This is a genomic window from Microbacterium sp. RU1D (genome assembly GCF_900156435.1).
Taxonomy (GTDB): Bacteria; Actinomycetota; Actinomycetes; order Actinomycetales; family Microbacteriaceae; genus Microbacterium.
Map to the genome: position 1 here is coordinate 46,719 of NZ_FTPQ01000004.1, position 12,383 is coordinate 59,101.

Below are 12,383 nucleotides of genomic sequence, written 5' to 3' on the forward strand. Positions count from 1 at the left end.
GCTCATTCTCGCCGGATCAGTGGGCCACCCGAATGCTCGCCCACAGAGCAAGCGCGACGATTGCGGTGAGGGTGGTGAAGGACAAGGCGCGGGGCCGGAGACCGGCGCGCGGTGGTAGTTGTAGTCGCGCCACAGGGTGCGTTTCGTCTGATCAGGTGGTGGGGCGCGGTGGGCTTTCCGCGCCCCACCCCGGGCGGGATCAGAGAGTGGCGAGAAGCTCCTCCATCGTGGCGATCTCGGAGGTCTGCGCCTCGATGATGGTGTTGGCGAGTGCGACGGCGTCGCTGTTCTGGCCGTTGGTCGCTTCTTCCAGGGCCATGTCGATGGCACCGCGGTGGTGCTCGATCATCTGCTGGAGGAACAGCCGGGCGGCGTCGGTTCCGGTGGCCTGCTTGAGCGATTGCATGTCGTCTTCGCTCATCATGCCGCCGCCGTGGTCCATGCTGCCGGTGGCGGGATCAACGGCTCATGACCGTCAACGGGGCGTGAGGGCCGCGCGTGGTACAGGTTTGGTCTCCGATGTCTCAGCTGCAGCGCTCCCCCGAGCCGGGGGTGTGGCTCGTCTTCGACCGCAGCAGACGAATCGCGATTGTGCGCGTGGTCGAGGTGCAGGGGCGGAAGCTGCTGCGCTCGGTGACGTTTCACGACGATCCGGCTCAGCGGCAACTAATCGGCTATTTTCCCGAGGACGGGATGAAGCTCGCAGTGGAATGCACCTGGGCGGAGTACGTCAAGCACACCGGTCCCTCGACGAGCAACCGGAAGTGAGGACTATCGCGCTCGGCCCTCATCACCTTCGGCCACAGGAATGTCCCCGTGTGCCGTTGGCATAAACGGGGGATCGAAAATGCTCCCACCAGCCAGCGTTGACCGGCGACGGGGCGAGCTCCCCGCGTGAGGGGCGTTGTCGGAACTGGCGGGACGCTCACTTATCAGGGAAGGCCGCGGTTGCGGACGCTGTCGGGGCATGACGTTTCTCCTTTGAGAACGAAGACGGACTCCATGAGACAAATGTCTAGATGGACCGTAAGTCATCTTCGGGCGCGCCCCCGGGAGCGAGTCCGGAAAGTGATTCACCCCTCCCCCGGATGCTGGGATCGTGGCACGCGGTCGATCACCGTCAAGGGCGCTGCGCGTCGCGATGCGATGCGGCGTTGCCGCACCCTGGACCGTGCTCTCCCTTGCGCAAGATCGGCATGTATCCGGTGCGAGCGGCTGATGTGGTGATGCTCGAGAACGAAGGAAGGGACCGGCCCCGTGGGCACGGTCCCTTCTCAGCGCGTGTCAGGCGGTCTTGGAGACCGTCTGGGCCTCGGGGTCGACGCCGAATCTGCGGATGTAGGTCTGGCGGATCTCTTGAAGCTGTGCGCGCTCGCGATCGCTGATCGGGTCGGCCTCGCCTGCCGCGATGCGGCGCTGGAGGCTGCCCTTGTGCGATGTCACGAAGCGTCCGGTGAAGGACGAGCGGGAATGCCGAGCCATCTGATCACCTTCCTTCTCGGTCTATTTTCCGTCGCGATTGCGGGCGTGTCTACGGCGGCTGGGCGTTGAAGGTTCTTGATCGTGCGGTAGATCATCTTGCCTTCGGTGGGGGTCGCGTCCTCGAGCAGGGCCTGGAGGGCGTCGTTTGCGACCTCGCGGTCTTCCTGGTCATCGGATGCGGCCAGCCCTAGGGCCCATTGCGCGCGGTTCCACCACTGTTCGCGCGCGGCGTTCTCGCGGGCGATTTTGGTTGAGCGGATGGCGGGAGTGAAGGCGATGACGGCGGCGATGACAGCGAAGACGCCGGCCATCGGGGGCCCGCTCAGAATCGCGCGCCAGAGAGCTTCGTCGATGACAACGGGTGTGGTCAGCGCTGGGTAGGGCGGGAAGGCGCTGCGAAGGCCGTATCCGACACCCCCGCTTGCGAGGATGATCCCGGCCAGCGCCCAGCCGCGCCGCGCTCGAGCGCTCACGTCATACCCCCATTGGGCGCCCCTGGGGCAGTTCGCGGGCCTTGACGGGCGGGAACGGCTTGCCGTCGTTGTACTTGGCCTCGAGGCGCTCGACCTCTTTCATCGCGGCAGCGTTGAGGAATTGCGAGAGGTTGCGGAACCCTTCTTGTGCGAACGTGTGCAGGATTGCACCGCGGATGCGGTCGGTGTCTTCAAGCTCCTGGTAGAACGACACCTTCGGCGGGTACTTGGTGCGCTTCTTCGGCGCGGGTGCCTCGGCCGCGGGGGCCGCCTCGGCGGTCTTCTCCACGGGGGCGGCGGCGGGCGCCGGCTGTGGGGTCTCAGCGGGCTGATCGTCCTCGAGGCGCCCGACGAGGGAGGAGAGGGTTTTGCGTGCCATGGGAGATCCCCTATCTCTTTCCGTTGGCCCAGAGGCTCGTGAGCTCCAGGGCGAGGTCTTTGTAGTCGTCGATGGCGTTGGCGGTGGCTCGGCTGCGGGGGTAGGTGGTGACCACTTCCCCGGTCAGCGGTGCGTCCGTGTGCATGACGTATTCGCGGATGACGCTGCGGAAGCGTGGGAGGTGCATCTCGTCGAGGAGTTCGAGCGCGTCGTCTTTGCGGCGCACCGCGGAGGGATCGCGCTTCACACGGCTCACCAGGACTCGGTAGGGCAGGTTCCGCGGCTCGATCAGCTGGCGAATGACGCGAACTGCGGGCTTCACGCTCATGGTCGCGGGTTCCATGGGCAGGATGACGAAATCGCTGTTGTCGAGGACCGCGCCGAGAACGTCGGTGTCCCGCAAGCTTCCCGGGGTGTCGACGACGATCACGTCGTACTCGTTGGTGCGCCGTAGACCGGCGAGGACTTGGGGGTCTGACTCGGTAGCGAAGTCGAAGGGCACATTGTCCCCTCCCGCCTCCGCCCAGTCGGTTGCGCTGCGCTGCGGGTCGACGTCGACGACGAGTACGCGGGCATGATCTGACAGCACTGCGGCGAGGTTCATGACGGTCGTCGTCTTACCGACGCCGCCCTTCTGCCCGACGACGGCGAGGATGCGAAGAGTCATGTGAGGCACCTTCCTTGTAACGGTAATAGTACTCTTAGGGGTGCGCTTTGCCGTGGCGGCGCACCCCTGCGAGTCTCGGATCTCACTCCATAGTAACGGGATTAGTACTGTTAGGGGTATTAGGGTTAGTTGCTGCGCTCAACCTCGATGCGGTGCCCGTCCATCTGCGACGGGTAGAACACGTGCTCGACGTCGCTACTTGGGAACGGGTTCACCAGGCGCACACCTTGAACGGTTCCTGCGCCGATGCACCCGAGCCCCTGCGCAACGATCCGCACCGGAATATATGCGCGGCCGTCCAGGCTTACGAGGCGGTCCCCTGCGCGAAGGTCTGCGAGGCGGGTAACGGCGATCTTCTCCATGGTGTCTCCTTCGGTCGTGCGCTTTGCGCCTGTACCCCTATTAGTACTATTAGGGGTGTTTTCGGTTAGTGGTAACGGGATTAGTACTGTTTTGGCTGGGGGTCACGCGGCGAACTTCGCGGCGATCCGGTCGATCTGGTCGGGGCGCATGTCGCACCAGTGATCGTCGTCGTCCACGACGACAACCGGGGCCATGCTGTAGCCGAGCTCTTCCGTCACGTACTCGTGTGCGGCCGGGTTCTGAGTGATGTCGACCTCGACGAATGGGATGCCTTTGCCTTTCAGCATCATCTTGGTCATCGAGCACTTTCCGCAGCTGGGGCCCGTCGTGTAGACCGTGAGCTTGTCCATTTCGTGATCCTCCCATCCCAATCGTTTTCTTGCCGTGAAGGCGATTTATCGCCGCTAGGAAGAGCGGCCGTAGTGCCAGTGACCGTGGAATACCGGAGGGAGCGAAGCGAGCGAGGATATGCCGCGAAAGCTCTGGCGCGCAGGGTGGTCGACCGTATGCTGCCGAAGGCTTCACGGCAAAAGAACGGGCCGACAGGCCTTGACTGCCGATCGGCTCCGTCCGATCGTCCGATGCCGGCGGCTGCTCCGTCTGCCGCTGGGTCCCATGATGCTCTTCTGCCGGGATTAGTACTGTTCCCGCCAGTCGTGTAACGGAAACAGTACTAATGGGGTTAGTCATGTTGTTGTGTCTCAGCGACGCGCGCGGCGACCGCGCATACGTCGTCGGGGGTGACTTCCTCGAGCAGGATGGTGCGGCTTCCTTCGTCCAGGTCGATCCACCAGACGGGGCGAACGGTGTGGGCGTCGATGCCGACGCGGTGGATGGGCAGTTCGCTGTCGGGGTCGACGGGGCCGTAGTAGAGCTGGGCGGTCCACTCTTCGGCGCCCATGTCCACGTAGAGGGTCGTCGGGAACGGGAGCAGCTGGGCGAGATCGTCGAGCAGGGTTTCGACGTCGCGGGGGGTGAGGTTCGTCATGGTCGATCCAATCTGTAACGGGATTAGTACTATTAGGGCTTGTTGGGGGCGGAGAGGTCGAATCCGCCGAAGGGGCTGTAGTTGGGTATGTGGCGGCTGCCGTAGCTGGGGCGTTCGGTGAGGATGGGGGCGCCCGGAACGCGGAACGCGGGCGTGTAGTTGTCCTCGAGCCAGGCCTCGAGCTTCGGCGTCATGCTGGTGGGGCCCATTCCGCCGCGGAGCTTGCCGGGAAGGGTGGGAAGGTCGCGCCAGCCGGGGAATGCGTGGTCGTGCCAGGCCTCGACGCATTCGGCTTCGGTGCCGATGTGGTGCCAGGAGCAGCGGGAGCAGATGGCCTGGGCGGTGATGCTGCCGACGCACTGGCAGAGCGGGCCGAGAGGGTCGCCAATCTTCCGCGAGTCGTGGGCTCCTGCAGCGCACCGGAGGTCGACGTCGTACAGGTCGAACGTGTGCTCGCCGATATCCATGTGACGGACGGTGTAGCTGCGGTGCCACATCTTGGACAGGAAGACGCTGTTGAAGTGGCCGTTGATTTCGACCCAGCGGCGCCAGGCCGCGTCGAGCTCGTCGGGGTGGTGGTAATCGGTGACCAGCTGTCCCAGCGGCATCCCCGTCCATTGCGGCAGACCCGCAACGTGGTCTTCGTGCATCAGGTCGTTGATCATGTCCATCAGCGTCATGGTCTCTTTCCTTTCTCCTCCACGTTTTTTTGCCGTGAAGGCGGTTTTCCGCCTTAGCAACCGAAGGGTGCAGTGCAACCCGAAGGGCGGGGGAGGAGAGAGTTTCGGCGCGAAATAAGGGAGCGTAGCGACCGCGTGCCGAAAGTCTCGGGGGAGCCGGTGGCGTAGCCACTTGAACGGAGCCCGGAGGTAGCTACGACCGCAGCGAAGCGGAGGGAGCCGCCGAAGGCTTCACGGCAAACAAACGGGCCGTCAGGCCCCAGCTGGTCGGCGTAGCCGGCTCGATCACCTCGCGGAGTGAGGCGGGGTGAAGTGCCTACGGCTTGGGCGCGGGCGGGAGGGGAAGTGCTCGCGCATGCGCGCGATCACCGCGGCGATCTCGTCCGCGTTGGCGCGGATCTCGGCTCGGCGTGCGGCCTCGTGTGCAGCTTCGAGCGCCTGACGCTCGGCACGCCGCCGACTCTCAACCTGCAGCTGCAGGAACGGAGCGGGAGAGCCGGCGTCGACGGTGGCGCGAAGCAGCCATACGAAGTACCCGAACGGATCACGCTGGGATGCGACGTCGACGAGAGGGATACGCCGCTCAAGGCGGCCGCGCTGGATTGCGTCGAGTAACGATTCAGCAGTCCATCCGCGCCCTGTGAGGCCGTGGGCGATCAGCACGTCGCAGAGCTTGCCGAGGTGCGAGGTCGCACGGTCCAGCCACGACATCCGCGCACACAGGCCCGCGGCAAGACGTTGAACGTCGATCGGGCGAGGTTGCTGCGAAGCCGGTTTTTGCCGGGTTTTTGTCGAAGCTGGGCGCCGCGTAGCGGCGTCTTCTCGCGTGCGCGGATGCGCGCGCCTTGGTGATTTTTTACCAACGGGAGAGAAGTTCTTAACCCCCCTACGGGTGGGTAGCTGGACATTTTCCACAGCAGTGGAATCGATGCCGGCGACGGCGTTGCCGGTGGGGGGCGTGTAGCCGCGGGGGAGTGTCAGGGCACGAGTGGACGCTGCCCGGAGCTGTTGGCCACCGTGCTTAGCGTGGGCTTGCGCGCGCTCGGTTGTGGTCAGGTAGCGGCCCTCAGCGACGGTCACCGCCAGGCCGAGCACCTCGAGCAGCTGCCGGGCTCGCTGGACGGTCTTTCCGCTCATGCCGAGCACGCCCGCCACGGTGTCGTGTGCGGTGGTGACGCCGCGGCCCGTGGATTGGTCTGCGGCCGTGCGGTCGGCGTGTGCGACGCGCAGGAGCGTGTCGGGGGCGACTTTCGCGCGTCGACGGGCTTCTTCACCCTCCGGGGTGCGGAGGATGTCCATCACTGCGTCGAACCAGACGGATGCACTGGGCCAGGCCCTCAGAGGGCCATAGACGCCCTCGGGCGCGGGGAGTGCCCAGCTGCCGCCTCTGGGTGACCTGCTGCGCTGTGCGGCGTCCTGGGGGCGCGCAGGGGGAGATTCCCGCGACACGCGGGACGAATTTGCGTTTAGAGAATGCGTATGGGCGCGCGGGCGCGCTAAAGTGTGCATTGTTCTCCTGGTCAGCGTCAGGGAACGACGAAGGCCCGGTTCCACCGGTACTTCTTGAAAACCGCTTCATCTGGGACCCGCCGCCAAGCAAGTCAGATGAGGCACATGAGCTTTGAGGCCCGCTTCGGCGGGCCTCTTCTCTTTAGGGCGAGTCGATAGGCAACTCCCCGTCCGTGAGTTCTTGTGCGGGCCACCATTCGGGCAGACCGCGAGAGGTCAGTTCGGTGTTGAGATGGTCCACGACCGCTTCGAAGAACACGGCGGAGGAAACGCCGGCGTGCGCGGCAAGGCGCTCGAAGCGTTCCTTCTGAGCCTTCTCAACCTTCCAACCGAGCGCGACGGTATCCACGCGCGTGCCTCGGGGGAGTCGACGAACTGCCATAGGGCGAACGTATTGGGTAGCGCCACCGTTAACACGCTGACACGCCGGTAGTAGCGCCATCATTAGCTGGCCGGTCGGACGTTGGTGGCCCCTCGGGGGAGGGTGCTTAGCCGAGCAGCTGCGCGCGGAGCTCGCCGATGAGCGCGTCGATGCGGTCGACGTCGACCGTGTAACGGGGAGCGCGGCCGCGGCGGGCTCCGATTGGCTGTTCTACGTCGGTGCGAATGACTCCGATGGATTCGAGCAGACGCAGGTCGCGGGTGAGTGAACTCACCGCTGTGACGGTCGCTTCACGGATCTCGCCGTAGTAGCTGCCGGGGTGCTTCACCAGGTAGTTGATGATGTTGCGGGGGCCGGTGCGGGCCAGCAGTGCGATCGCGTCAGCTGGAACTGTCGGTGCTGGCACTTCGGGGCTCCTGGATTCTGGGTATGGCAAAGCGAGGGAGCTTGCCGACTCAATGCGGGGGTGCGCAGATTCGACAACGCGGGATGCTGGTCTTCGTAGGGTACGCAAAGACCTGCACCGGGTGTGGGAGAAATGCCCGCGCCCGGTTACCGCGCCCGCGTTGCTCGAGGAGCCGGAATGGTTACAGTGAATGAGCGATCGCCGATTTGAAGGCGCGTGCCGGTAACGACCGTTCGGGCGTGTCCGGGGGTCAGGTCGATGGGGTCTTTTCCGGGTTCGGTGACGGTGGTGCCGTTGGCCGAAGACTGGTCGGTGACCCAGAGTGTGCCGTCGTGGAACGACAGGATGCAGTGGGATTTCGACACTGAGCGCGCGGGGTCATCGACGGTGACGGTCGCGTCGACACCTTCGGCGTCCTCGGGAGGCCGGCGCCCGAGCAGGATGGTGCCGCGGATGATTTCCGTGGAACCGTCGTCAAAGGTGATCATGGCGCTGCGCACGCGCGAGCGACGTTCACCACCGCTGGTGAGGTCGAAGTCGGGATCAATGTGGGGCGTGGGCGCCGGCACTGTGTCGGCGGCAGGCTCGGGGAGGACTGCTGGTGTCGCCGGGAGTTCGTCGACGGTTTCGCGGATTGGCTGTGCGGGTTCCTCGTCCACCGCGGGTTCGACCACGGGGGCGAGGGCGCGGGCGTGCTCCCTGTCGACCGTGACGGCGCCGTCTGGGTCGATGGTGAGCATGAGGGAGGTGCCCGTGTCGATCGCGTGGGCGTACTGCCGTTGACCGGTGGTGGCGGTGTACGCCACCAGCACCTCGACGGCTTGCGCTCGCGCGGCGTCAGAGTCCGCTGCGGTGATGGGCACACTCTGGCCGGGGAGCGTGACTACGCCCGTGCCGTCTGTATCGATGCTGACGTTCATCATGGGGCATCTCCTTCCGTTGCGGTCGAGGCGTAGACGAGTGTCTCGTCGACCTTCTCGCTGATGACGTAGACCGTCGTGGTGAGCGCTGCGAGCGGCGACTCGGATACTCCGGTGGTGAGAGTGGTGAACGGCTCCGAGCTCGGCGTCGTCGCGCTGGCGTCGACGAGGACGGCCTCGTTGCTCTCGGTGCCGTAGACGGTGGAGCCGGATACGGCGACGGGGGTCATGCGGCTCGGGAGCGCGACGGCACGTGGGGCGGCGCTGTAGTCGATGAACGCTTCGCCGAGGGTGAGCGTTTCGGCGTCGGCGGCGTGGATGGGAACGTCCTGGGCGGTGATCCGGGCGTTCATCGGGGCGGTAAGCGTGATCGTGTTCGACGGGAGGTCGACCAGTGTCACGGTGAGAGCCGGTCGCTGAGACCACACGACGATGAGAGTGTCGTCGTCGGCCGCGGAGATCAGCAGCGGGGCCCCTTCGACACCTTCGGGCCGGGGGAGCGGCTTCTTCACGGGCGCTTGATCGGCGGTGAGCGTCCACCACGACTCTTCGTTGGCCGCGATGATCCCTTCGCGGCCCGACAGGATGGGGACCGCTGTGACGGGCACGTCCGTCAACGTGAGACCGTCGCCGGTGAACAGGCCCGCGGTCTGGTTAGGCAAGGTGATTAGCGGCTGTGAGCCGAGGTAAGTCACCTCTGCGCTGCGGCCGACGTTGACTTCCACAGGAGCCACCGGGGACCGATCCGTATCGAGCGGCCAGAGGGTGAGCGAGGACTCGCCCGTGGCGAGGACCGGGCGTCCCTGCACTTCGGAGGCGTGTACGACGTCGTTCGCGCGAGGTGCCTGGGCGCCGCGCCATGTGACGGCGCCGGTCGCGGCGTCGACGAGATTCAGCTCGCCGCTGTCCGTGGTGATCAGCAGCCGCTGGTCGTCGATGAGCCGTGGTTCGCTGCGTGGGGCGATCGGCAGCGACCACGCTGCTTGTTCGGAGAACCCGGGCGGGACCAGGACCGGGATGTTCGCCCCGGCACCTGGGGGGCCGGGGTCGGCGGTGGCCACGGGGGCCGGCGCCGACTGCAACACGACAGCGAGAGTCGCGACGGTTCCTCCGACGACGATCACTACAGCAAGTCCTAGCGCGAGCAGCAGCGGCAAACGTGAGCGCTTTTGCTCTGTTTCAGGCGCCGGCATGGCGAGCTCGTGAGCGGTGCCGTCTGCGGTGACAACCATCCGGTGCTCCGTGTCGTCAACGACAGCACGCACTCGCACCGCGTGAAGACCAAGTTGGGCCGCCTGCTGGGCCGCGGCGGCGACTCCCGCCTCGGTAGGGGTGGAGCCTTCGGGTACGTCGACCGGCAGGCCGTTGAGGGTCACCAGCTGCTCACCTTCCATCGCGAGGGTGAGAACTGGGAATGCCGGAACGGTCGTCGGGTCGAATTGTTCGTCGCTCATGCTGCTACTCCCCAGAATTCCCAGTGCCATGATTCGATCGGACCGCGCCCCCCAGGCCGTGCCCAGTCGGGGTTACGCCACCCGAAACGAGGGGCGTTCTGGTCCATCCACGTGTACTCGAGGCTGTAGAAACTGAAGATGCCGACATCGACAGCGAGTGCCCACCCGTGGTTGGACTGTCCGGGTGTGGCGGCATCGCTGCCGTAGATTTCCTTGGCTCTGGCCTGCTCGTCGTAGTCGCGGTACCCGTCGTTGACGACGAGGTCCTGACCGAACTGAGCGCGGTAGGCGTTGTTCAGCGCGATGAGCGCCTGAGTCGCGTCGGCGCGAAGAACGTACTCGGGTTTCCACGGGATCGGCGAGAGCGTGTTCTCGGGGATACGGCCGTTCTCGTACCCGCCCCACGGGCCGGGTTCGTTGATCCCGCCGGGAATGATGCCGTCAGGGACGGTACATTCCTGGATCTGCCCGGGGTCCACGCCGGACAGTCCCGCGACCACCTCTGCAGCGGGCTGGACATAACGCTCGTAGTGGTACGGGTCGGCGTTGACCTGCACTCGATGCGCCGCGATTGAGGGCGGCAGGTTCTCCCATCCCTGGACTTGCTGGAGGGCTTTGAAGAAGTTGGTGGCCGAGATGAACGGGTCCATCCGGTCCTCGTAGGACCCCCAGCGGCCGTTGTCGCGCTGCTGGAAGAGGCCGCGAGAATCGGGGCCTACGGCGTCGCCTTGATCGAGCACACGGAGCGAGGACTCGCCCATGGCTGTCATCACGCCGATGGTCTGTCCGCGCGCGTCCAGACCGAGGGCGGCACCCGCGGCCATGATCTGTGCAGCGTTCCGCAGCTGCTCGCCGCTGTAGCCGGCGATGCCTCCGGGCGGCAGTTGGCTGACGTCGACGTTGGCAGGGGTGGGCTGGCACGCGGCGGCGGCGCCGTTGTCTCCGAAGAACAGCACGACGAGAAGCGTCGGCAGGAGAATGACGCCGGCGATAACGGCAGGGATGACCTTCTTCACCGTCAGGGGCCCGCCTGTTCGGGGGGCGTGAGCCGGTCGACGGCCCATCCTGCTCGAGCGTTTTCGCGGTACAGGACGATCATGTATTGCCCGACCCCCGTGGCTATCAACACGTTCATCTGGGTGGCGCTGGGGGCCGCTGACACAAGCGGTTCTCCCGTGATAGTCGTGGCGGGCACGCTCTGCGGGTCCGTGTACTCGTATGCGAAGACCGCTTCTTGGGTAAGCATCGGCTTCAGCTGGGCCCACCAACTGTCGTAGGGCAGGTCGCGCTGCAGGAACGCCTTCAGTGCAGCCTGTGCCGTGGCGGTCCCCGCATCGCGTTCTTCGTCGTCGAGGGTGTCGGCGGATGCCGCTGAAGCGGTCGGCGCATTTGACAGAGCCGGGCTGGCAGCAGGTAACGTGCCAGGTTCTGCCTCTCCCCCGGAGCAACCCACCGTCATGGTGACGAAGATCGCCGCGGCCATCGCGGCCGCCATTCGGCGTGCTCTCACCATGACGCCCTCCCCCGTTTGTGCTTCTATAGACACTACGAGATGTTGTCTATAACCAAGAATTAATTCTTATGCATGAACTCGGGGGCACGGATTGGCACAAGCACGCAGCATTGAGCTCCGCCCCCGAAACCCCTTCCTCCCCCCAGAAGTCCCCCCGGCCTACCCGGAAGAACGCGACGAACCAGACCGGGTGTGGCACAACGCCCTCGCTTTGCGCGGCCCGTCCACGCCCGCAGCCGTCCCGAACAGCAACATCGACGGCCTCGCGCCCTGGCCCACGCAAAACACCACCAACCGACCCCTGCTGACCGTTGTCGGCCTGCACGGCGGGGCGGGAGCGACCACCCTCTGCTCGCTCCTCGGCACGGACGTTGTAGACGGCCACGGCGCCTGGCCGGTCTTCACCGGCTGGGACCGTCCACTCCCCGATATGCCGGTCCTCGCTGTAGCGCGCACCCACCACACGGGCGTCGCGGCGGCCAGCCGCTTCGCACGGCTGTGGGGGGCAGATCAGCTTCCGGCATCCCGGCTGCTGGGCATCGTCATGGTAGACGACGGCCCAAAGCTCACCTCGCAGCAGCGCCTCGTTGCTCGCCGCCTCGGACAGATGACACCGCACGGGTGGCACGTCCCCTGGCAGGAAGCCTGGCGCCACGAAGCCCCCACGCCCGCCAACATCGGCGGCCGTCTCCGACGTGTACTCGCAAACATTCGTTCTCTCGCCGCACCTACAGGAGGAAACCCATCATGATCACCAACGCACTCACCGCCCTCTCTTACGCGGTCGTGGCACTGCCCAACCCGACCCCCGAGCAGCCCCCCGGAACGGACGGCATCCTCACCGTCCTGAACTGGATCAGCTGGATCGTCATCGTCGCCGGCCTCGCCGGCTTCCTCATCTCGGCGGGAACGCTCGCATTCGCGGCGTTCACGGGTCGCGAAGTGAACAGCTTCAAGGGCATCGTTCTCGCGATCATCGTGTGCGTCCTGGCCTCAGCCGCCGGCGTCATCATCCAGGTCTTCATCTAACGATTCGAGGGGACTCGCCATGAGCAACGACGGCACAGCCAACAACAACCCCTTCAACCGATGGTGGATCGTCTCGGCCCTGTTCGTCGTCGCGGTCGCGGTAGCGATCGTTCTCGTCCTCGTCCTGGGACGTGGGGG

The 12,383-nt window shown here is 65.7% G+C and carries 19 protein-coding genes; 3 read left to right on the plus strand and 16 right to left on the minus strand.

Going from position 1 to position 12,383, the window contains the following annotated elements:
- Positions 1-199 precede the first annotated feature (199 nt).
- Entirely contained in the window at positions 200-442 is a 243-nt protein-coding gene (locus B0B15_RS15585) for a DUF305 domain-containing protein (RefSeq protein ID WP_083709110.1), read from the minus strand.
- 77 nt (positions 443-519) lie between these two features.
- Here B0B15_RS15585 and B0B15_RS15590 point away from each other — a divergent pair, with 77 nt between their 5' ends.
- A complete protein-coding gene (locus tag B0B15_RS15590) occupies positions 520-768 on the plus strand; it encodes a hypothetical protein (RefSeq protein ID WP_076677871.1) in 249 nt (82 codons plus the stop codon).
- 516 nt (positions 769-1,284) lie between these two features.
- Here B0B15_RS15590 and B0B15_RS16340 read toward each other — a convergent pair.
- From B0B15_RS16340 to B0B15_RS15660, 15 genes are all read right to left on the minus strand, one after another.
- The gene (locus tag B0B15_RS16340) at positions 1,285-1,443 is read right to left on the minus strand and encodes a hypothetical protein (RefSeq protein ID WP_164878236.1); all 159 of its coding nucleotides are present in this window, start codon (positions 1,441-1,443) and stop codon (positions 1,285-1,287) included.
- A complete protein-coding gene (locus B0B15_RS15595; RefSeq protein WP_076677873.1) occupies positions 1,440-1,955 on the minus strand; it encodes a hypothetical protein in 516 nt (171 codons plus the stop codon). Before B0B15_RS15595 ends, B0B15_RS16340 begins: the two co-directional genes overlap by 4 nt.
- A gap of 1 nt (position 1,956) precedes the next feature.
- Positions 1,957-2,334: a ParB family protein gene (locus B0B15_RS15600; RefSeq protein ID WP_076677875.1), complete on the minus strand. Its 378-nt coding sequence runs from the start codon at positions 2,332-2,334 to the stop codon at positions 1,957-1,959.
- Between the two features lie 10 nt (positions 2,335-2,344).
- A complete protein-coding gene (locus tag B0B15_RS15605) occupies positions 2,345-3,001 on the minus strand; it encodes a ParA family protein (RefSeq protein ID WP_076677877.1) in 657 nt (218 codons plus the stop codon).
- A gap of 125 nt (positions 3,002-3,126) precedes the next feature.
- Positions 3,127-3,363, minus strand: coding sequence for a hypothetical protein (locus B0B15_RS15610; RefSeq protein WP_076677879.1), 237 nt, complete (start codon positions 3,361-3,363; stop codon positions 3,127-3,129).
- Positions 3,364-3,465: 102 nt separating this feature from the next.
- Positions 3,466-3,714: a glutaredoxin family protein gene (locus B0B15_RS15615; protein WP_076677881.1), complete on the minus strand. Its 249-nt coding sequence runs from the start codon at positions 3,712-3,714 to the stop codon at positions 3,466-3,468.
- A 332-nt stretch (positions 3,715-4,046) separates the two neighbouring features.
- On the minus strand, positions 4,047-4,352 hold the full coding sequence (locus B0B15_RS15620; RefSeq protein ID WP_076677883.1) for a hypothetical protein: 306 nt from the start codon (positions 4,350-4,352) through the stop codon (positions 4,047-4,049).
- A 32-nt stretch (positions 4,353-4,384) separates the two neighbouring features.
- Positions 4,385-5,032, minus strand: coding sequence for a DUF6349 family protein (locus B0B15_RS15625; RefSeq protein ID WP_076677885.1), 648 nt, complete (start codon positions 5,030-5,032; stop codon positions 4,385-4,387).
- Positions 5,033-5,317: 285 nt separating this feature from the next.
- The gene (locus B0B15_RS16345) at positions 5,318-6,331 is read right to left on the minus strand and encodes a hypothetical protein (RefSeq protein ID WP_146185214.1); all 1,014 of its coding nucleotides are present in this window, start codon (positions 6,329-6,331) and stop codon (positions 5,318-5,320) included.
- Between the two features lie 352 nt (positions 6,332-6,683).
- Entirely contained in the window at positions 6,684-6,890 is a 207-nt protein-coding gene (locus tag B0B15_RS15635; protein WP_256334332.1) for a hypothetical protein, read from the minus strand.
- Positions 6,891-7,029: 139 nt separating this feature from the next.
- A complete protein-coding gene (locus B0B15_RS15640) occupies positions 7,030-7,329 on the minus strand; it encodes a hypothetical protein (RefSeq protein ID WP_076677891.1) in 300 nt (99 codons plus the stop codon).
- Positions 7,330-7,475: 146 nt separating this feature from the next.
- On the minus strand, positions 7,476-8,252 hold the full coding sequence (locus B0B15_RS15645) for an FHA domain-containing protein (RefSeq protein ID WP_076677893.1): 777 nt from the start codon (positions 8,250-8,252) through the stop codon (positions 7,476-7,478).
- Entirely contained in the window at positions 8,249-9,703 is a 1,455-nt protein-coding gene (locus B0B15_RS15650) for a hypothetical protein (RefSeq protein WP_143016384.1), read from the minus strand. Before B0B15_RS15650 ends, B0B15_RS15645 begins: the two co-directional genes overlap by 4 nt.
- A complete protein-coding gene (locus tag B0B15_RS15655; protein WP_076677897.1) occupies positions 9,700-10,719 on the minus strand; it encodes a M15 family metallopeptidase in 1,020 nt (339 codons plus the stop codon). The genes B0B15_RS15650 and B0B15_RS15655 overlap by 4 nt, the downstream gene beginning before the upstream one ends.
- 2 nt (positions 10,720-10,721) lie before the next feature.
- Positions 10,722-11,216: a hypothetical protein gene (locus B0B15_RS15660; RefSeq protein WP_179078795.1), complete on the minus strand. Its 495-nt coding sequence runs from the start codon at positions 11,214-11,216 to the stop codon at positions 10,722-10,724.
- 190 nt (positions 11,217-11,406) lie between these two features.
- Between B0B15_RS15660 and B0B15_RS16940 the strand changes: the two genes are divergently transcribed.
- Together B0B15_RS16940 and B0B15_RS15665 are read left to right on the plus strand one after the other, a co-directional pair.
- A complete protein-coding gene (locus tag B0B15_RS16940; RefSeq protein WP_371113264.1) occupies positions 11,407-11,967 on the plus strand; it encodes a DUF6668 family protein in 561 nt (186 codons plus the stop codon).
- Complete coding sequence (locus B0B15_RS15665; protein ID WP_076677901.1) at positions 11,964-12,245, plus strand: hypothetical protein; 282 nt, start codon at positions 11,964-11,966, stop codon at positions 12,243-12,245. Before B0B15_RS16940 ends, B0B15_RS15665 begins: the two co-directional genes overlap by 4 nt.
- The last annotated feature ends 138 nt before the right edge of the window (positions 12,246-12,383 follow it).